The organism is Thalassospira sp. CH_XMU1458, assembly GCF_037027205.1.
In the GTDB taxonomy this organism is placed as follows: domain Bacteria; phylum Pseudomonadota; class Alphaproteobacteria; order Rhodospirillales; family Thalassospiraceae; genus Thalassospira; species Thalassospira tepidiphila.
Window position 1 is genome coordinate 169,684 of the sequence record NZ_JAYMDW010000002.1, and the last position, 19,966, is coordinate 189,649.

16 protein-coding genes are annotated in these 19,966 nt (G+C 55.0%); 13 read left to right on the plus strand and 3 right to left on the minus strand.

Features of this window, described 5'->3' with window-relative positions; all coding sequences use genetic code 11:
- Positions 1 to 8 precede the first annotated feature (8 nt).
- Entirely contained in the window at positions 9 to 758 is a 750-nt protein-coding gene (locus WBY09_RS08175; RefSeq protein ID WP_063087159.1) for a FadR/GntR family transcriptional regulator, read from the minus strand.
- A gap of 293 nt (positions 759 to 1,051) precedes the next feature.
- On the opposite strand from WBY09_RS08175, the gene WBY09_RS08180 reads away from it, so the two are divergent.
- From WBY09_RS08180 to WBY09_RS08215, 8 genes are all read left to right on the plus strand, one after another.
- Complete coding sequence (locus WBY09_RS08180; RefSeq protein ID WP_197145239.1) at positions 1,052 to 1,852, plus strand: N-formylglutamate amidohydrolase; 801 nt, start codon at positions 1,052 to 1,054, stop codon at positions 1,850 to 1,852.
- Position 1,853: 1 nt separating this feature from the next.
- Entirely contained in the window at positions 1,854 to 3,023 is a 1,170-nt protein-coding gene (locus WBY09_RS08185; RefSeq protein ID WP_008891343.1) for a carboxylate-amine ligase, read from the plus strand.
- 378 nt (positions 3,024 to 3,401) lie between these two features.
- Positions 3,402 to 3,647 (plus strand): DUF2312 domain-containing protein, encoded by a 246-nt coding sequence (locus tag WBY09_RS08190; RefSeq protein WP_007090950.1) that lies wholly within the window; start codon positions 3,402 to 3,404, stop codon positions 3,645 to 3,647.
- A 78-nt stretch (positions 3,648 to 3,725) separates the two neighbouring features.
- A complete protein-coding gene (locus WBY09_RS08195; protein ID WP_197145238.1) occupies positions 3,726 to 4,172 on the plus strand; it encodes an MmcB family DNA repair protein in 447 nt (148 codons plus the stop codon).
- A 296-nt stretch (positions 4,173 to 4,468) separates the two neighbouring features.
- Complete coding sequence (locus WBY09_RS08200) at positions 4,469 to 4,906, plus strand: hypothetical protein (RefSeq protein WP_197145237.1); 438 nt, start codon at positions 4,469 to 4,471, stop codon at positions 4,904 to 4,906.
- 36 nt (positions 4,907 to 4,942) lie between these two features.
- Positions 4,943 to 6,643 (plus strand): methyl-accepting chemotaxis protein, encoded by a 1,701-nt coding sequence (locus tag WBY09_RS08205; protein ID WP_197145236.1) that lies wholly within the window; start codon positions 4,943 to 4,945, stop codon positions 6,641 to 6,643.
- A 79-nt stretch (positions 6,644 to 6,722) separates the two neighbouring features.
- Complete coding sequence (locus tag WBY09_RS08210) at positions 6,723 to 7,193, plus strand: cache domain-containing protein (protein ID WP_008891347.1); 471 nt, start codon at positions 6,723 to 6,725, stop codon at positions 7,191 to 7,193.
- 404 nt (positions 7,194 to 7,597) lie between these two features.
- Positions 7,598 to 8,776, plus strand: coding sequence for a patatin-like phospholipase family protein (locus WBY09_RS08215; protein WP_336232469.1), 1,179 nt, complete (start codon positions 7,598 to 7,600; stop codon positions 8,774 to 8,776).
- Between the two features lie 46 nt (positions 8,777 to 8,822).
- On the opposite strand, the gene WBY09_RS08220 is transcribed toward WBY09_RS08215, so the two are convergent.
- The gene (locus WBY09_RS08220) at positions 8,823 to 12,308 is read right to left on the minus strand and encodes an indolepyruvate ferredoxin oxidoreductase family protein (RefSeq protein WP_336232470.1); all 3,486 of its coding nucleotides are present in this window, start codon (positions 12,306 to 12,308) and stop codon (positions 8,823 to 8,825) included.
- Between the two features lie 392 nt (positions 12,309 to 12,700).
- On the opposite strand from WBY09_RS08220, the gene WBY09_RS08225 reads away from it, so the two are divergent.
- From WBY09_RS08225 to WBY09_RS08245, 5 genes are all read left to right on the plus strand, one after another.
- A complete protein-coding gene (locus tag WBY09_RS08225) occupies positions 12,701 to 13,147 on the plus strand; it encodes a VOC family protein (protein WP_336232471.1) in 447 nt (148 codons plus the stop codon).
- A 159-nt stretch (positions 13,148 to 13,306) separates the two neighbouring features.
- Complete coding sequence (locus WBY09_RS08230; RefSeq protein ID WP_336232472.1) at positions 13,307 to 13,960, plus strand: Crp/Fnr family transcriptional regulator; 654 nt, start codon at positions 13,307 to 13,309, stop codon at positions 13,958 to 13,960.
- 222 nt (positions 13,961 to 14,182) lie between these two features.
- Entirely contained in the window at positions 14,183 to 15,067 is an 885-nt protein-coding gene (locus WBY09_RS08235; protein WP_008891352.1) for an MBL fold metallo-hydrolase, read from the plus strand.
- 24 nt (positions 15,068 to 15,091) lie between these two features.
- Complete coding sequence (locus WBY09_RS08240) at positions 15,092 to 16,765, plus strand: TIGR01244 family sulfur transferase (protein WP_336232473.1); 1,674 nt, start codon at positions 15,092 to 15,094, stop codon at positions 16,763 to 16,765.
- A 65-nt stretch (positions 16,766 to 16,830) separates the two neighbouring features.
- The gene (locus WBY09_RS08245; RefSeq protein WP_336232474.1) at positions 16,831 to 18,597 is read left to right on the plus strand and encodes a SulP family inorganic anion transporter; all 1,767 of its coding nucleotides are present in this window, start codon (positions 16,831 to 16,833) and stop codon (positions 18,595 to 18,597) included.
- A gap of 28 nt (positions 18,598 to 18,625) precedes the next feature.
- On the opposite strand, the gene WBY09_RS08250 is transcribed toward WBY09_RS08245, so the two are convergent.
- Complete coding sequence (locus WBY09_RS08250) at positions 18,626 to 19,816, minus strand: benzoate/H(+) symporter BenE family transporter (protein WP_286791301.1); 1,191 nt, start codon at positions 19,814 to 19,816, stop codon at positions 18,626 to 18,628.
- Positions 19,817 to 19,966 lie beyond the last annotated feature (150 nt).

Below are 19,966 nucleotides of genomic sequence, written 5' to 3' on the forward strand. Positions count from 1 at the left end.
CGGGTTTTTTAGGTCGCCTGCTTGTCGGATGCGGTCTTGAAAAAGTCGATCACGGCCTGCAGATGGTTCGACATCGCCTTTTCGGCGGCGTCGGGGTCGTGGGCCGCGATGGCTTCGATAATGTCGCGGTGATGTTCCTGCACCATGCGATCAAAGGTCGGGCCGACCATGCCATTGAAGCGGATTTCATTGAGTGCTGCCTGCAACACATCATGCAGCATTTTCATCACGTGATAGTAAATGATCGAGCCCGTCGCTCGGCCGATCATCATGTGCAGGCGGTGGTCATCATCCGCACGGTATTTGGCGGCCCGCCGTGGGTCATGCGCCTGACGATAGGCCATGCGCAGAAGTTTGATATCCTCGTCACTGGCGTTGATCGCAGCCCGCCGTGCAGCCCAGGTTTCAAGTGTGCAGCGAATTTCCTGAAGATCGCGCAGATTACTGATCGAATCGCGCACCAGATCGGTCATCGCGGTGTCCATGTCGATCCCGGTGGATGACAGGATTTCCGTGCCGCCACCCTGAACTGCGCGCAAGTACCCGCGGGTCTTGAGCTTTTGCAGGGCGGCGCGCACCGACACGCGGCTGACCGACATGCTTTCGGCAAGCTGGCGTTCGCCGGGCAGGCGATCACCGGGCAGAAAAATGCCATCCGAGATCTTTTCAAGAATTTGATCGGCAACCTGATCAGCAATCCTTTTGGGACGCTTGGTTTCCGCGTCGTCTTGTGCCTGAAGCGTCTTGGCAGACGGCATGTTGGGTTGTCTCCAATCGTGTTTTTCTCTGCCAGTGCAGCGATGTCGATATTGGTTCGCGCAATGGTCATACCAGTTTACGGGATGTTTGGCGGCGACGCAAAGTGTCGATATGCACCGCGCGCGCTTATTGCAGTGCAATCTTGTTTCGGTAGAGATAAATTGATAGTTCAACAGGGGATGAGTGGCGTATCCGCCCCACTTTCACTGGCGCTTTGGTGGCAGTGGTACCGAGGGATACCGCCATCAAACCAGCAGATACCCAAAGACCACCAGATTTCAGGAGAACTCGCGTGCCGAACCAAGCCGGGACCCTTTTGGGCCATGATGATCCAGCCCCGTTTGAGATATTGAACGAAAACGGCAAGGGTCATTCGCTTTTTGTCTGTGACCACGCGTCCCGGGAAATCCCCAAAAGCCTTGGCACGCTCGGCCTGCCCGAGGAAGAGCGCAAACGCCATATCGGTTGGGATATCGGTGCGCGCAAGGTGACCGAAATTCTGGTCGAACGGTTTGATTGCCGCGCAGTTCTTGGCGGATATTCGCGGCTGGTTATTGATTGCAACCGCCAGCTTTGGGATCCGACGGGGATGCCGGAAATCGCCGATCAGACCGTGGTGCCGGGTAACAAGAATGTCTCGCCGAGCGAACATATGCAGCGCATCCGCGAGATTTTCCTGCCCTATCATTGGGCGATCGAAGAACAGATTGCCAATTTCCACGCCCATAAAATCGCCCCGGCTCTGATTGCCATTCACAGCTTTACACCCGTGTTTCAGGGCTTTGAACGCCCATGGGAAATCGGTGTTTTGTGGGATCAGGATGATCGCATTCCGGTGCCACTGCTTGAAACGCTGCGGGCGCAAAACCCGGATTTGACCATCGGCGATAACGAACCTTATTCCGGGCGTCATTTGGCCGATTACACGATTGACCATCACGGCGAAGCGGCTGGTCTTCCCTGTGTGTCGATTGAAATCCGTCAGGATCTGATCGATACTGACGCGGGATGTGAAAAATGGGCAAAAATCCTTGGCGATGCCTTTGCCGACATCCTTGCGGATCCGAACCTTTACAAGATCAGGAGAGACTGATTTGGCAGGGGCCAACGCGCGCGAGCCGGGATTTTCCATCGGCATAGAAGAAGAATTCTGGCTCGTGGATCGTGAAACGCGCGATCTTGCCAAAGACCCGCCTGCCGAATTCCTCAAGGACGCCAAGGCAAAGCTTGGCGATCAGGTTTCAAGCGAATTTATGCGCTGTCAGGTCGAAACTGGCAGCAAGGTTTGCAACAGCGCACTTGAGGCGCGTGAGCAGCTTATTGAAATGCGCAGCACGCTTTCCGAGGTGGCGGCGAAATACGATATGGCGCTGCTGGCGGCATCGACCCATCCCTTTGCACAATGGGACGATCAGAAACATACCGATGGCGAACGGTACAACACCATCGCGCGCGATCTGCGCACCGTGGTCGACCGTTTGCTGATTTGCGGGATGCATGTTCATGTCGGGATCGAAGATGACGACCTGCGTATCGAACTGATGGCGCAGGCGAGCTATTTTTTGCCCCATCTTCTCGCACTCACCACAAGCTCGCCTTTCTGGCGCGGCAAGGAAACCGGGCTTCAGACATTTCGCTTGTCGGTGTTTGATAACCTGCCGCGCACCGGCCTTCCGGAAGTGTTTGGATCCTGGGCGGAATATCGCCGCCATGTCGATATGCTGATCAATGCCGGCGTGATCGAGGATGGCACAAAGCTTTGGTGGGATTTGCGGCCAAGTGATCGCTGGCCGACCCTTGAAATGCGGATCGCCGATGTTTGTACCGACCTTGAGGACGCGGTCTGTGTTGCATCGATTACGCGATGTTTGATGCGCATGCTGTATCGTTTGCGGCGCAACAATCAACGCTGGCGGATTTATGCCAACATGCTTGTGCGTGAAAACCGCTGGCGGGCATGCCGTTATGGCAGTGATCCGGGCGAGAAGGCCGGTCTGATCGATTTTGGCCGGGGTGAAATCGTGCCCTATGCAGATCTGCTTGAGGAGATCTTGGAGCTGATCCGGCCCGATGCTGAATTCTTTGGTTGTGTTGATGAAGTCGAACATGCACGCACCATCATAAAACGCGGCACCAGTGCGCGCAGACAGCGCGAAATCTATGACGCAGCAATCGAACTCGGCGCCTCGTCAAAGGACGCATTGATCGCGGTTGCCGACGTGCTGATTGAACGGACAGATCCCAACGCAAGATCGGATACCTAGAGTCTGCTCCGATTATCTTACATCGTTTTGCCGAGGACATTCTTGTGTCCGGCAAGGAATGGATCGCAGGGCGTAGCGGTGCTACGGTCAAGATCCGTGACGCTGCAGGGCGGATGGATGTCCCGGCCCGAAGGGTTCGGTTTGGCGATGTTTCGCTGCGTTACACCGCTTGAACGATGCTCCACATCGCCCTTCGCGCTGTGCCTTGCCAAACAGATTCGCCAAACACTAACAAAAGCGATGCAAGCTAATCGGAGCAGACTCTAACGGCTTGTCAGCGACCGGTGCATTGAGTATCGTCGCGCCGAAACGGGTTTGGGCCCTTTGAATTCCGCGCATCGGATATCCGCTGTGCAATCCATCATCGGAGAAGAATTGATGACCGAAGTCGGTGGTATCGCAGCCGATCAGCTTGCGAGTTATGTCGAGCGTATCGAACGCCTTGAAGAAGAAAAAGCCAACCTGATGGCTGACATCAAGGAAGTCTATGGCGAAGCCAAGGCGCTTGGCTATGACGTGAAAATCCTGCGCCAGATCATTCGTCTGCGCAAAATGGAAGACCACGAGCGCACCGAACAGGAAGAAATCCTGGAAGTGTACAAACGTGCGCTGGGTATGAGCTGACACCATCCTGTCAGCAGACCTGCCGAGAATACCAAAAGCCCGCTTTCAAGCGGGCTTTTGCGTTTGTAATCTTGGTACATGACAACCGCATCCCGCCCCGAAATCACCGCCGAGGTCACCGAAGGTGTCTGTCGGCTGTTATATCATCACGAAATGGCCTGCCTGACGGAGCTTCGTCTGGGCAATGGTCGCAGGCTTGATGTGCTGGCGCTTGGCCCCAAAGGGGAGCTGTGGGCGGTCGAGGTTAAATCATCGGTCGAGGATTTCCGTGTCGACCAAAAATGGCATAGCTATCTGGATTACTGTGACCGGTTCTTTTTTGCTGTTCCAATGCACTTTCCCAAGGATCTGATTCCTGATGATGTCGGACTGATCGTTGCCGACCGCTTTGAGGCCGCGATCATCCGTGCAAGTGCGGAAAAAAAGCTTTCCGCAGCGCGTCGAAAAAAGCTCCTGATCTCCTTCGGACAGGCCGCAGCAGCGCGAGTAAACAAGTTTTCTTCAAAGGAAAATGTATTGGGATAGGCTCTCGAAAGGATAGTTTCCTGTTATTATTTCATATTTATGAATGGCATTAAGTTGTTGATATTTAGGTAATAATGTGGATTTCAACTTTTGATATACATCTGAGTAGTATCAAAACGTATAGGTTTAGGTGTGACGAAGCGCACTGGTCTAAGGGTTGTGTTTGTGCGATGCAATATAAGCATTGCGAGAACGTTTGGGCCAGACTGAGCAGTTTTCGATTTCTGTCTTTGACCTTTGTGTCGACTGGCCCGTGTTGGGTGTAACGCCCGGTTCCTTCGTCGGGGGACGATGACATGGCGGAAAAGAAACGTGCGATCGCTTTGGCTGGTGGTGGACCAGCAGTTGGTTTGAGCATCGGCGCCCTAAAAAGGGAGCGCTTGAACCCCGATCTCGACGAGGTGTGGGTCAGTCGCATCCTTGACATCAAACAGATCCGCCAACCCGAAAATCTTTATGACGCGCTGAACAATCTGGTGATGCTGTATGCGGCAACCACCAGTGAAGATGACGTCAAGCTCTTCACTTGCAAGGTCGCCGAAAGCGGGCGCGATATCCGGGTCACCGAAATCCCGGTTGAAGCCAATATCAGCTGCGACTGGACGTGGGAAAACCTCGATCGAAGCATCGGGGACGGCTATCGCGCGACCAACGATGTTCTTTCTGCATATCGAAATACCACCGGCGACGTGACTGTTGCCAAACTTCTGGCGGCAAGTAACGACGCCGCCTGATGTCATCTGTGAATGTCAATTTTGGATATCCAAAGAATGAAGACTTTTGCGAATCTGAATATCGGGACCAAACTTTCCATTTTGCCGGTAATTGCGGTTATTGCGATCATCGCTGTCAGCCTGATTGGCGGGCGGGCCATCATGTCACTTTCTGATGGTCTGGAATTCGCTGTCAGCAAGGCATATCCCGAGGTCAAGGATATTGGCGAGATTGATCGCAATGTGACCCGGGTGCACCAGACCCTTTATCGCATGCTTTCCTGGTCTGCCGCCGGTGTTGAAGGGGATCGGATGGAAGCCGTTTCCCAGGATCTTGAAACCCAGATCGAAGAAGCGCGTCAGTCCTTCGTAACGTTGCTTGAAAACGAAAGTCTCCCGGAATCCGGCCGCCAGATGTCGGTTGATGCGCAGGAACGCTTTGATGGCTATCTTGGCAAGGTCAATCAGGTCCTTGGCATGCTCGACATTGATTATACCGGGGCGCTCAGCTTTTCCTGGTCTGCACAGTCCGACTATGAAGCACTGATGGACATTCTTTCCAAGCTGCGCGGAACCGCAGAACTCAGAATGGACAGTGCGAGCGGTGCGGCCATGGAAGTTGGCAGTTCGGCACAGGATCAGACAATTATCGCGGCTGTGTCGGCATCTATCGCCATGGCGGTGATCAGTTTTGTCATCGCAAGCCTGATCGGTGCGCCGGTCAAAAAGCTGACCCATGTCATGCGCGAAATTGCCGAAGGCAAAACCGACATATCGGTTCCCTATACCGCGCGCAAGGATGAGATGGGCAAGATGGCCGATGCGGTTGAGGTGTTCCGCCAGAACGCCGAAAGCCTTGAAGCCGCGGAAGAACAGCGCCTGCAGGATGAAGCCCGTGCGGTCGAGGAAAAACGCCTGATCATGCAGGAACTGGCGCGCGATATTGAAACGTCGGTACAGGGCACAGCAACGGCAGTCAGTGCCGCGATCGAGGAGATCGGCGCATCTGCATCAGCGCTTCTCGACAATGCCGAGCGCACCGACCATCAGAGCGAAAACGCCTTTGATGCATCCGGCAAGTCCAGCCACAACATGGGCGAGATCGCCCAGGCGGCATCCGGCCTGGCCTCGGCGATTGCCAATATCAGCGAGGAAATCCAGAAAAGTAGCCGTCAGGCACAGGAAGCCAGCGAACAGGCCCGCGACGCCGATGAGAAAATCCGCCGTCTTGAAGAAGCCAGCATCCGTATCGAGGATGTCGCTGCCCTGATCGGCAATATTGCTGAGCAGACCAACCTTCTGGCACTTAACGCCACGATTGAATCGGCCCGTGCCGGTGAGGCCGGCAAAGGGTTCGCCGTTGTTGCCAACGAGGTCAAAAACCTTGCCAGCCAGACGGCGAAATCGACCGAGGAAATTGCATCTGAAATTGCCAATGTCCGTGCCGAAACCGGACAGGCGGTTGAGGCGATCCGAACGATTGTCGAAAGCGTTCAGGGCATCAACGAAATTCTGAGACTGACGGCTGAATCTGTCATGGAGCAAGGCAATGCGACAGGCCAGATCAGCACCAGTATCACCGAGGCTGCCGGTTATGCGGAAACCGTGTCAGGCGGCATTGGTGATGTGCGCGACATTGCCCGGGCGACCCGTGATTCTGCGGGAAGTGTGGGCGAGGCAACCGCTGAGCTTAGCCGCGAAATGGCAGGGCTAAGCAGTTCGGTTGATGGTCTTGTTGCACGGCTGCGCGCCGTCTGACGGACCTTTGTGTTCATTTGTTTCAACCAACCAATCGTCAATCACGACATCTATCTATGATCAACAAGGGAAATTCAGGATGAATAAGGTTTTGCGTTCTTTCGGTGCGGCTCTGGCGTCGTTGCTGATGGTTTTGAGTGTATCGTCGGCCATGGCCCAGGATAAGGAAGCAACCGCCAAGGATCTGGTGGATAAGGCAATCGCCCTTTATGACGACGTCGGGCAGGAGAAATCCTTTGATATGTTCAACGACAAGTCCGGTGAATTCGTATTTGACGAGTTTTACGTCATTGTTGCTGATGGCGAAAAAGGTACGTTCCTGACACACGCGATCAACCCGAAGCTTGTTAACAACCCGGGCCTTTGGGACCTTCAGGATGTGAACAGCAAGTTCATCATTCGTGACATGGTCGAAACCGGAAAGGCATCGCCGGATGGTGGTTGGTCCAACTACACCTGGACTCATCCGCAGACCAAAAAACTTGCCGAAAAGAAAACCTGGGTGAAAGCCCATGACGGCAAGATTTTCATGGTGGGTTATTACGACTAAAAAGTAATCATATCCAGAAAGCAAAAACCGCCTTCGGGCGGTTTTTGTGTTTCAAGTAAAATAGATCAATTTGTAAAATATTTGTTAAGTTAATGGGGTGGGGTTTTGAGTGCATATTTTAGAAAATACTTAACATGACTCTGATCAAAAGTGCGATTTAGTATATGAATTACCAGATTTAATATATCTAAGTATACGTAATCGCGCATTTTGTCACATCACTATTGAAGAATTGTCTCAAATGTAGCGGCTTAAAATCATTATAATGATGGCTGTATCTACAGGTCCGCAAAGACGGACTGGTATCTCCTGGGGGTGAGCGGTGGTGCACGCGATGGCATTCTTATCGTTTGCGCCATGTTGTTTGGACCGAACCATTCGGTTTTCAACAAGGAGATCGCGACGTGGAAAAGATCAAACGAGCTATCTTTCTGTCAGGCGGCGGGCCTGCTGTTGGCTTAAGCATCGGGGTGCTTAAGCGTCTGCAGCAGGAACCGGATATAAAATTTGATATCTGGTCGTCTGCCTGTATCGGCGCTTGGCTCTCGGTTGCCTGGCATCAGGCCGACGAGGGTCAGGAACTTGACCAAACCATCGCCTTTTTTCGTAAAATTTTCCGGCCCGCAAGTGTCTATGAACGGTTCCCGATTGCATCGGCCTTTGCACCGGACTTCTTTTCTGATTTCACCAACAAACTCAATTACTTCTTTAACCCCAACAGCTATCAGGGGCTGATCGTGCCAGACGCCATCGGCGAGGCCGTTGAACATGTGCAGCATTTCATGGGCAATCCGAAATACTGGACGCCGCACAATTTCAACGATGTTTTGCTAAACGGCTTTCTGGCGGCAAATCCCCTGTCGCGTCTTCTGGTCGGATCGATCTATCAGACCCAGACCAAGGGACTGGCCAAGATCTATTCACCCGACAGCATGTTTTTGGACCGGCTGAACTTTGATCGGCTGTATCAGCCCGACAAGCCAGCCATGTTCCACAACGCCTATAACCTTTCCAAGCAGCGGCTTGAACTTTTCACCAACAAACCTGGTCACTACGACCTGCCACAGATGAACGCGCAGACGCTGTGTGCCTGTTCTGCCTTGCCGTTTATCGAAGAGCCGGTCGAAATCAACGGCGATACCTATTGCGAGGGGGCGACCGTTGATACGGTCAACTTCTTTGATTTCTTGCGCCTGCATCCGGATGTTGATGAAGTCTGGGTCAGCCGTATTCTTGATCTTAAGCAGGTGCGTCAGCCTGAAAACCTTTATGACGCGCTGAATAACCTGATCATGCTGTTTGCCGCATCGGCCAGCGAAGATGCTGTTGCTGCCTTCAAACGTGAAGTCGCCGAAAGTGGCCGCAAGATCGACATTGTTGAAATCCCGGTTTCTCCGCACATCAACTATGACTGGACTTGGGAAAACCTTGATCGCGGGATCGAGGATGGCTTTGAGTCAACCGACCACATGATTGCGGATTACCGCCAACGCAAACGTCAGGAAAAGTCTGTTAAAAGTTTGCGAGAGGGCGCGATGCGCATTCTGCCTGAATTCCAAAGCCGGTTTCCGCGCTTTGTCTGAGTAACAAAAAAAAGGGCCGCATCATGCGGCCCTTTTGATTTTTGGCTTATTCCGCCGCCTTGAGATGTTCGGGCGGGTTGCGGAACTGTTCAAGCAGTTCGGCTTCGCGCACCTTGACCTTGGCGATGTGTTCTTCCTTGACGTGGCCGTAACCGCGAATGTGTTCGGGCAGGGCCAGCAACGCCTTGGCGATGCGGGCATTTTCGTGGTTAAGGCCGTCGAGGACCTCGGTTACCAGTTTTTCGTAATCCGTGATCAACTGGCGTTCGATCTTGCGTTCCGGGTTGCGGCCAAACGGATCAAGTTTGGTGCCGCGCAGGAACTTCAGTTTCGCCAACATGCGGAACGCCGACATCATCCACGGAGCGTAAACCGACTTTTGCGGCTTGCCACTTTCGGGATCGGCATTGGCAAGCGACGGCGGGGCAAGATGGAAGTTGATCTTGTAATCCCCGGTGAAGGTCTGGGTGACCTTCCTCATGAACGCCGGATCGGTGTAAAGACGGGCAACCTCATACTCGTCCTTATAGGCCAGCAGTTTGAAGTAGTATTTCGCCACTGTCCGGGCCAGATCATCTTCGTCACCAAGGCGTTTCTCGGCCGCTGCAACCTTATCAACAAGGGCGGTGAAACGATCGGCATAGGCCGCGTTCTGATAATCGGTCAGGAAGGCGCGGCGCTTGGCGACGATATCGGAAAGCTCGGTCGCAATCGGGTGGGCTTCGGCCTCGTTCGGGCCGACGATCCCGAGCACGCGATCACGGTCATGGGCATACAGGCGTCCCCAATGGAAGGACTGCTTGTTCATGTCAATCGACACGCCATTAAGCTCAATCGCCTGCATAAGCGCCTCTTCACTGATCGGGATCAGGCCGCGCTGCCAGGCAACGCCCAGCATGAACAGGTTGGTCGCAATCGAATTGCCCATCAGGCGGGTCGCAATGTCGCTGCCTTCAACGAAATGAACCGCATCAGATCCACAGGCGTCACTGATGACCTTCATATGCTCGTTGGTTTTAAGTTCAAAATCCGGGTTATGGGTAAAGGCGCCGGTGACGGTTTCATGGGTGTTGATCACCGCCTGGGTAAAGTTCCGGCGCATTTTGGCAAGCCCCTCATAGCTTGCCGCAACCAGAAGGTCACAACCCAGAACCACATTGGCTTCACCGGCCGGAATGCGCGCGGCATGCAGCTTGTTCTGATCGTTGGCAAAGCGGATGTGGCTGACAACAGCCCCGCCTTTTTGTGCCAAGCCCGCCATATCAAGGCCGACAATGCCCTTGCCCTCGATGTGGGCAGCCATACCAAGCAACGCGCCGATGGTGACAACACCCGTGCCGCCAACACCCGTGACCAGAACCGACCAGGGTTCGTCAATTTCAGGCAGGGTCGGGCGCGGCAGGCTGGCAAAGACTGCATCCGTACCGGTATCACCCTTGGCGGCGGCATCTGGTTTGCGAAGTTCGCCGCCTTCGATGGTGACAAAGCTTGGGCAGAAGCCCTTGAGACAGGAGAAATCCTTGTTGCACGCCGACTGGTCAATCGCGCGTTTGCGGCCAAACTCGGTTTCGACCGGAACGACGGCAAGGCAGTTCGACTGTTCGCCACAATCACCGCAGCCTTCGCAGACCAGATCATTGATAAACACGCGCTTGGGCGGATCAACCATCAGTTTGCGTTTGCGACGACGGCGTTTTTCGGCCGCACAGGTCTGATCAAAGATCAGGATCGAAACGCCTTCGATTTCACGCAGTTCTTTCTGGGTGTCTTCAAGTGTGTCGCGATGCCGGATATCGACACCCGGCGCAAAGTCGGCACCCATCGGATATTTTTCGGGTTCATCGGACAGAACGATGATGCGTTTTGCACCTTCGTCAAACATCTGGCGTGTGATTTGCGGCACGGTCAGTGGCCCGTCAACCGGCTGTCCGCCGGTCATGGCGACCGCATCGTTAAACAGGATCTTATAGGTAATGTTCACACCCGATGCGACCGCAGCCCGAACGGCGAGGGAGCCTGAATGGTAATAGGTACCGTCACCCAGGTTCTGGAAAACGTGCTTGGTATGGGTGAACGGTGCCTGTCCGATCCATGTCGCACCTTCGCCGCCCATATGGGTAAAGGTTTCGGTGGATCGATCCATCCAGTTGACCATGTAATGGCACCCGATACCGGCCATGGCGCGGCTGCCTTCGGGGACCTTGGTCGAACTGTTATGCGGGCAACCCGGGCAGAACCACGGAATGCGTGCAACATCCGGGCGCGGTTCGGCAATTTCCTTTTCTTTTTCGGCAAGCCAGTCGATGCGTTCATGAATGGCCGGGCTGTCATAGAACCGCTTGATCCGTTCGGCCAGAACCACGGCAACGCGGGCCGGGGTCAGTTCGTCCATCGATGGCAGGATCCATTCGCCCTTTTCATCGAACTTGCCGATCACGGTCGGGCGAACGTCTTCGCGCCAGTTATAAAGCTGTTCCTTGACCTGGTTTTCCATCACCGCGCGCTTTTCCTCAACCACGATGATTTCCTCAAGTCCCAGGGCAAACTCGCGGACATCCTCGCGGTTCAGCGGCCAGCTCATGCCGACCTTAAGCACGCGAATGCCGATCTTGGCGGCGTCTTCTTCGGAAATGCCAAGGTCATCGAATGCCTGCATGACATCAAGATAAGCCTTGCCGGTGGTGATGATGCCAAGCCGCGCATTCGGGCTGTCGATCACAGTTTTATTCAGCTTGTTCGCCCGCGCATATGCCAGTGCGGCATAGAGCTTGTATTTCATCAGGCGATGTTCCTGCTCCTTGGGCGTATCGGGCCAACGGATATGCAGGCCGCCCTCGGGCATGGGGAAGTCGGTCGGAATGACGGGGGTGATGCGATCCGGGGCGACATCGGCCGCGGCGGAACTTTCCACTGTTTCGGCAATGGTTTTCATCGCCACCCAGCAACCGGAATAGCGGCTCATCGCCCAGCCATGCAGGCCGTAATCCAGAATGTCCTGAACACCGGACGGGTTCAGAACCGGGATCTGCGCATCGATAAAGGCATATTCGGTCTGATGGGGCAGGGTGGATGATTTGCAACTGTGGTCATCACCGGCCAGAACCAGAACACCGCCATGCTTGGACGTGCCGGCATGGTTGGCGTGTTTGAAAACGTCACCGGACCGGTCAACGCCCGGGCCCTTGCCATACCACATGCCAAAGACGCCATCATATTTGGCATCCTTGTACATATTAACCTGCTGACTGCCCCAGACGACGGTGGCGGCAAGGTCTTCGTTCACGCCCGGCTGAAATTCGATCTGTTGTTTGGTCAGGAATTTTTGGGCGCGCCAAAGCTGCTGATCAAGTCCACCCAGCGGCGATCCGCGATATCCCGAAATGCACCCGGCAGTATTAAGCCCCGCGCGCGCATCAAGCTGGCGCTGCATCAGGGGCAAACGGACCAGTGCCTGAATACCTGTAAGGTAAACCCGGCCTTCCTCAAGCGTGTATTTGTCGTCGAGTTGGACTGCCGCCAATTGTTGTGCCATGACCGGTCTCCCTGAGATCTCTCTGATATGCGGGGTCATTTCGGGCCCAATGCACTGCTTTTATTGATATGGGTGTTTGTGCAGTGTTTCGGTATGACCTTTAATTTATCTGTCAGGTCGGGTGTGCGGGACCTGTGCCTGACCTTGAAATGGTAATAAAGACTGACCTTTTTTCAAAGCGAAGTCGCATCGCACTATGCAAAACGCCTGATTGCATCTGTTGACGTAAGGTCAACTTATTATTTACTTATTCCGGTACCGATTTACGCGCAATAAAATTGCGGCCCTGTTGCGCTGCGAAATTGCAAATAGGGCCGAGTCTGTGCTCGGCGGTGAAAATCGGGCGTGTTAAGTTTAGTCGGGTTTCGGGTGCGCACAGCAAGGAGCGTGAAATGGAACAGCGTGTTTCGCTGATTACTCTGGGTGTTGCGGATCTGGATCGATCACGGCGTTTTTACGAAGGTGGCCTCGGCTGGCAGATGACCGAAGTGGTCGAAGGGCAGGTGGTTTTTTACCAGCTCTCCAACGGTTTGGCCCTTGGTCTGTTCGGGCGCGAAGCGCTTAAGGAAGACGGGCACTTTGATGACGACACAGGTGCCAGCTTTGCTGGATTGACGCTGGCTTATAACGCGCGCAGCGAAGAAGAAGTCGATCAGGTGATGGCAGAGGCTGAGAAGGCCGGGGCCAAAATCCAGAAGCCCGCCGAAAAGGTCTTTTGGGGTGGGTATTCCGGTTATTTCCGTGATCCGGATGGCCATGCGTGGGAAGTGGCGTTTAATCCGTTCTGGGAAATTGACGAGAAGGGCAATCTGCACATCCCGCCACAGAAAACCGAGTAAGGCGCATCCATCGCGCCATAATGGCATATCATCACAGCACGGGCAGCAATTTGCTGCCCGTTTTCGTAGATATTCCAAAGTACAGTTGCATCGGGGATAATTTACTTTTACATCGAACGGGATGTAGTTTTAATCCACGCTTCCAAGGGGGATAAGGTTTTGAGTTGGATCGAGCAGTTTCCGGGTCTGTCACGTTTGCCCGATGCCATCCGATCCTACCTTGTCGAAGAAAGCAAGATCGTCACCGTTCCGGCCAACACGGTCATTTTCGGACCGGGCAAATCGCCTGAACACCTGTTGTTGCTACTTGATGGCACAGTGCGTGTGCAGCAGACATCCGATACCGGTCGTGAAATCGTTCTTTATCGGGTTCATGCGGGCGAAAGCTGCGTTCTGACCACGGCCTGCCTTCTGGCCTATGAGGATTACTCGGCCGAGGGCATTGCCGAAACTGAAACCCGCGCAGTGGCGATCCCGCGCAAGGTGTTTGACAAGCTTGTCTCGGACTCAATCGAGTTCCGCCAGTTCGTTTTTACCGCCTATTCGAAACGCATCACCGATCTGTTCATGGTGATCGAGGAAATCGCGTTCCAGAAGCTTGATATCCGTCTTGCCCACAAGCTGATCGAACTGGCCGGGGACAACGATAAGGTTTCGGCAACCCATCAGAAACTGGCCGTCGAACTGGGCTCTGCCCGTGAAGTGATTTCACGCCAGCTTCAGGAATTCCAGCGTCGGGGCTGGATCGAACAATCACGTGGCACGATCCGGCTGATTGATCGCGCGGCGTTGGCAAAACTGGCGCAGAGCTAGATTTGCAGCCGCAAGTACGGCCGCCTTACGACTTTAGAATTATTAGGTGTTAATGTTGCGATGCTTGGTGACTTCATCACTGAAGTGCACATCGCGAACTCCTAAAATAAAGACCATAGCCAGATGTTTTGTCCGCAAACAAGGCGGGCAAGGGACATCGCAAATCCATCCGGTGCGCGCCAGTCATAAGGCGGCACGGAGGCAGTTGTTTAGGAGGAATCCATGTCTGCATACCCGGTCAATATGTCCGTAAAACCCGAAGTTACGGCCTTTTTCGACGAAGACACCAACACGATCAGCTATGTGGTCAAGGACCCGGAAAGCAACGCCTGTGCGGTTGTCGATTCCGTGATGGATATCGATTATGCGGCGGGTCGAATCACCTTTACCCACGCCGATAACATCATTGCCTTTATCAAGGATAACGGCCTGAAACTGGAATGGATCATCGAGACCCATGTCCATGCCGACCATTTGTCGGCAGCACCCTATATTCAGCAAAAGCTCGGCGGCAAGCTTGGCATCGGCAGCAAGATCACCGTTGTGCAGGACACGTTTGGAAAGGTGTTTAACGAAGGCACCGAATTCCAGCGCGATGGCAGCCAGTTTGATCGCCTGTTTGAAGATGGCGATACCTATCAGGTCGGTTCCATGACCTGTTTTGCCATCTATACGCCGGGTCATACCCCGGCCTGCATGGTCCATGTCATGGGCGATGCCGCCTTTGTTGGCGATACCCTGTTCATGCCTGATGGCGGTTCGGCCCGTGCCGACTTCCCGGGGGGTGATGCCGGGACGCTTTATGACAGCATCCAGAAGCTCCTCGCGCTGCCGGACGATATGCGTCTGTTCATGTGCCACGACTACGGCCCCAACGGTCGCGAGATCAAGTGGGAAACCACCGTGGGCGAAGAGAAAAAGCACAACATCCACGTTGGCGAAGGCAAGACCCGCGAAGACTTCATCAAGTTCCGCACCGAGCGTGATGCCCAGCTTGATATGCCGCGTCTGATCATCCCGTCGCTTCAGGTCAATATGCGCGCCGGTCAGGTGCCGACGGATAGCAGCGGCAAAAAAATGCTGAAAGTCCCGGTAAACGGGCTCTGATCAACACTCAGGTGAGGAAAAGCCATGGAAATCAAAACAATAAGCAACGGGTTCTCCGTCAGTCCGCAGATCGTTGCAGACGATATCAAGGAAATCGCCAAGCGCGGCTTCCGGTCCATCGTCTGTAACCGGCCGGACGGCGAGGGCGCCGATCAGCCAACCTTTGAAGAGATTTCAAACGCGGCCAAGGAAGCCGGGCTTGAGGTTCGCTATCAGCCGATTGTTTCGGGCAAGGTCAGCGATGATGACGCCCGCGACTTTGGCCGCCTTTATGATGAATTGCCCAAGCCGGTCTTTGCCTATTGCCGCACCGGCACCCGTTCAACGACACTTTGGTCGCTGAGCCAGGCCGCGCATCTTGATACCAGCGAAATCCTTCGCGCCACCAAGGCGGCCGGTTATGACATGGGCGGTGTTGTCCGCCGGATTGTGAATGGCGGCAAAACGCCGACCGATCAGGGCGACGCAAAATATGACGTCGTGATCATCGGTGGCGGTGCTGCCGGTATTTCGGTGGCATCCAGCCTGATCGCGCGCCGTTCGGGCCTTGAGATTGCGGTGATTGATCCGGCCGACATTCACTATTACCAACCGGGCTGGACCATGGTTGGCGGTGGCGTGTTTGAAGCCAGCACCACGGCCCAGACCATGGGATCGCTGATCCCCAAGGGCGTGCACTGGATCAAGGCCGCCGTTGCCGCGTTTGAGCCGCAAGACGATGCCGTCATCCTTGATGGGTGCCGGGTGGTCAAATATGACCGTCTGATCGTTTGCCCGGGGCTGAAGCTTGACTGGAACCGGGTTGAAGGTCTGGTTGAAACGCTTGGTCGTAATGGTGTGACGTCAAACTATCGTTATGACCTTGCCCCTTACACGTGGGAACTGGTTTCCTCGATGCGCGAAGGCAAGGCGATCTTTACCCAGCCGCCGATGCCGATCAAATGTGCCGGTGCCCCGCAAAAGGCGATGTACCTTTCGGCCGATCACTGGCATCGCAGCGGTGTTCTCAAGAACATTGATATCGATTTCTGCAATGCCGGTGGCGTGCTGTTCGGGGTAAAGGACTATGTCCCGGCGCTTGAAAGCTATGTGAAGAAATACGACGCACATCTCGATTTCTTCCACAATCTGGTGGCGATTGATGGTCAGGCGAAAAAGGCCTGGTTCGATGTTGCCAAGCCCGACACCAAGGTCGAACGCGTTGAGAAGTCCTTTGACATGATCCATGTCTGCCCGCCGCAGGTGGCACCGGACTTCATTCGTGTGTCCCCGCTGGCAGATGCCGCCGGATGGGTGGATGTCGATCAGGCAACCCTGCGTCACAAGTCCTTTACCAATATTTGGTCGCTGGGCGATGTGATGAATGCGCCCAATGCCAAGACGGCTGCTGCAGCCCGCAAACAGGCCCCGGTGGTTGCCGAAAACGTGGTTGCCGACATCGATGGCAAATCCCCGGTCGCGCAATATGACGGATATGGATCTTGCCCGCTCACCGTCGAACGTGGCCGCATCGTTCTGGCTGAATTCGGGTATGGCGGGACACTTTTGCCGTCCTTCCCGAAGTGGCTGATTGATGGCACCAAACCGTCGCACCTTGCCTGGTTGCTTAAGGAAAAGCTCCTGCCGCCGATTTATTGGAAGGCAATGCTGCGCGGCAAGGAATGGTTGGCCAAGCCTGAAAAAGTCACCGGCGCCTAAAACACTCCTCACCCAAGGCAGCGATCACGCTGCCTTGGGTCAACTCTGATCTAAGAGATCGATCAATGCGTTTCAAAATGCTTCGGAAATATGTCCCGATTTTTGACTGGGGACAGACTTATGACAGGACGGCCTTTGGCAATGACATGATTGCAGCCGTGATCGTGACGATCATGCTGATCCCGCAATCGCTTGCCTATGCGTTGCTGGCCGGTCTGCCACCCGAGGCGGGGCTTTATGCCTGCATCGCGCCGATCATTCTTTATGCCATCTTTGGCACCAGCCGCGCACTTGCGGTCGGTCCGGTTGCGGTTGTTTCGCTGATGACGGCGGCAGCCGTTGGCAATATTGCCGAAACCGGCACCATGGGCTATGCGCTGGCCGCCCTGACGCTTGCGGCCCTGTCCGGGGCGATCCTGCTTGCGATGGGGGTGTTCAAGCTGGGCTTTCTGGCCAACTTCCTCTCCCACCCGGTGATTGCCGGTTTCATCACTGCATCGGGCATGATCATTGCTGCCAGTCAGCTCAAACACATCCTTGGTGTGGATGCCGGCGGCCATAACCTTTGGGAAATCGTCACCTCTCTGATTGCCCATATTCCCGAAACCAATCAGACGACCCTGATCATTGGCATTTGTGCCACCGGCTTCCTGTTCTGGGTGCGCAAGGGCCTTAAACCCACTTTACGTAAACTTGGCCTTGGCGTGCGGATGGCTGATGTCTTGACCAAGGCGGGCCCGGTCTTTGCCGTTTTCGCCACCACAGCAGCCACCTGGTATCTTGGTCTGGCCGAAAAAGGCGTCAAGATCGTGGGCGAGGTTCCGCAAAGCCTGCCGCCGCTGACCATGCCGGACTTCAGCCCGGGGCTGATGGCGGACCTTCTGGTGCCGGCGATCCTGATTTCTGTCATCGGCTTTGTTGAGTCGATCTCTGTCGCGCAGACACTTGCCGCCAAGCGCCGTCAACGCATCAACCCGGATCAGGAACTGATTGGTCTGGGGGCGGCCAATATCGGGGCGGCCTTTACGGGCGGTTATCCGGTGACGGGTGGTTTTGCCCGCTCGGTCGTGAACTTTGATGCTGGCGCGCAGACACCTGCGGCCGGGGCCTTTACCGCTGTTGGTCTGGCGATTGCCGCCGTGGCGCTGACGCCGCTGGTGTATTTCCTGCCAAAGGCAACCCTTGCTGCCACCATCATCGTTGCAGTGCTGTCGCTGGTTGATTTCTCGATCCTGAAAACCAGTTGGAAATATTCCAAGGCGGATTTCATCGCGGTTCTGGCCACCATCCTTCTGACCCTTGGTCTTGGGGTCGAGGTCGGGGTGACCGCCGGTGTGGTTCTGTCGATCGGGCTGTTTTTGTATAAAACATCACGCCCGCATATTGCCGAGGTCGGCCTTGTGCCCGACACCCAGCATTTCCGCAACATCCTGCGCCACAAGGTCATAACCCATCCATCGGTCCTGACGATCCGGATTGATGAAAGCCTTTATTTCGCCAATGCGCGGTATCTTGAGGATTACCTTTATGACCGGGTGGTCGGGTGCAAGAACCTAAAGCATGTGGTTCTGATGTGCTCGGCCGTGAACGAGATTGATCTAAGCGCGCTTGAGTCGCTTGAGGCGATCAACCACCGGCTTGAGGAAATGGGCATTTCCCTTCATCTGTCCGAGGTCAAAGGCCCGGTCATGGATCGCCTGAAAAAGACCCACTTTCTTGATGAGCTGACCGGCGAGGTTTTCTTGTCCCAGTTCGAAGCTGTTTCGAAACTGACAGACGGGCAGGTGGCAGAAACACCACCAAGCACCGAACCCAAAATCAAACTGGTCTAAGACCGAAGATCGAAACCGGACTGAGCTTTCAGTCCGGTTTCTTTTTGCCATTGCGCAGATGCGTCAGGAAGTAAATCAGCCCACCGGCCAGCAAGCCCCAGAACGCACCTGAAATCCCATAGAATGTCAGGCCAGCTGCGGTGACGATAAAGGTCACGGCGGCTGCTTCACGTCCGTCTTCGTCCTTGAAGGCCGCAACGGCGGATCCCGCAAACGCCCCGATCAGGGCAAGACCGGCAACCGCCTCAATCAGGATGCCCGGTGCCAGACTGATAAACGCGGTCACCAGCCCGGCCAGAAGGCCAAACACGATATAGAAAACGCCGCCCGAAACAGCGGCCCAATACCGTTTGGCCGGATCGGGATGGGCATCCTTGCCCGCACAAAGGGCGGCGGTGATGGCGGCAAGGTTTACCGCGTGGCCACCAAACGGGGCAGAGAGTAACGAGAATATCCCGGTCACGGTAAACAGCGGCCCTGGCGGGGTGTCATAATCATTGGCGCGCAGAACCGCCGTACCCGGAATATTTTGTGATGCCATGGTGACGATGAAAAGCGGCAAAGCAATGCCGACCAGTCCGGCCAATGTGAATTCCGGCATGACGAATTCAACCGGCGGCGCAATCGCCCCGCCAAGATCGGCAAGCGCATTTTCAGGGAACTCAATGCCGAACACCATCACGGCAACAAAGGCCAACAAAGCGGCCGGGATGGCAAGCAACCGGTTGAACCGGCCCATGACAATCCATGCAATCACAATCGGAAGACCAAGCAACGGATCAAAGGCAACTGCCTTGACCGGCGCAAGGCACAGACCCAGCAACACACCGGCCAGCATAGCGTTTGCCAAGGGGGCCGGGATACCAGCAACCGCACGGCCCAGCGGCTTCCAAACGCCACTGATGATAATCAGGATGGCGCAAACGATGAACGCGCCAACGGCAACCGCAAAGCCGCCCTCAATTGCGCCAGATGTCGCCAGAAGGGCCGCACCGGGTGTGGACCAGGCAATGCTGATCGGAAGGCGGGTTTTAAGGGATAAAACAATCGCGCACAGGCCCATGGAAATGGAAAGCGCCATCAGGCCCGATGCCGCCTGTTCCGGGCTGGCACCAACGCCGGTAAGGCCTTGCAGCACAACCGCAAACGAACTGGCAGAGCCAACAAAACCGGCCAGCAGGCCCATGAAAATACTTTGGGGCGAAATATCACGCAGCATGGGAGCTCCGCAGGGTTGTAAGTCGTTGAAAGTATGGTGGCAAGCGCGCTGACCTTAACCAGAAGCAAGAAGGCAGGCCAGTGAAAAAGCACAAGGCGCAATGGTGGTGCCCGGCTGTGCTCGGCGGCAGCGACGCGGTAGTGCCCAGAC

Bases quoted from the DNA above. Each gene is read 5' to 3' on its own strand.
- WBY09_RS08175 (WP_063087159.1), bottom strand. From the start codon at position 758: ATGCCGTCTGCCAAGACGCTTCAGGCACAAGACGACGCGGAAACCAAG.
- WBY09_RS08190 (WP_007090950.1), top strand. From the start codon at position 3,402: ATGACCGAAGTCGGTGGTATCGCAGCCGATCAGCTTGCGAGTTATGTC.
- WBY09_RS08195 (WP_197145238.1), top strand. From the start codon at position 3,726: ATGACAACCGCATCCCGCCCCGAAATCACCGCCGAGGTCACCGAAGGT.
- WBY09_RS08200 (WP_197145237.1), top strand. From the start codon at position 4,469: ATGGCGGAAAAGAAACGTGCGATCGCTTTGGCTGGTGGTGGACCAGCA.
- WBY09_RS08205 (WP_197145236.1), top strand. From the start codon at position 4,943: ATGAAGACTTTTGCGAATCTGAATATCGGGACCAAACTTTCCATTTTG.
- WBY09_RS08210 (WP_008891347.1), top strand. From the start codon at position 6,723: ATGAATAAGGTTTTGCGTTCTTTCGGTGCGGCTCTGGCGTCGTTGCTG.
- WBY09_RS08220 (WP_336232470.1), bottom strand. From the start codon at position 12,308: ATGGCACAACAATTGGCGGCAGTCCAACTCGACGACAAATACACGCTT.
- WBY09_RS08225 (WP_336232471.1), top strand. From the start codon at position 12,701: ATGGAACAGCGTGTTTCGCTGATTACTCTGGGTGTTGCGGATCTGGAT.
- WBY09_RS08235 (WP_008891352.1), top strand. From the start codon at position 14,183: ATGTCTGCATACCCGGTCAATATGTCCGTAAAACCCGAAGTTACGGCC.
- WBY09_RS08240 (WP_336232473.1), top strand. From the start codon at position 15,092: ATGGAAATCAAAACAATAAGCAACGGGTTCTCCGTCAGTCCGCAGATC.
- WBY09_RS08245 (WP_336232474.1), top strand. From the start codon at position 16,831: ATGCGTTTCAAAATGCTTCGGAAATATGTCCCGATTTTTGACTGGGGA.
- WBY09_RS08250 (WP_286791301.1), bottom strand. From the start codon at position 19,816: ATGCTGCGTGATATTTCGCCCCAAAGTATTTTCATGGGCCTGCTGGCC.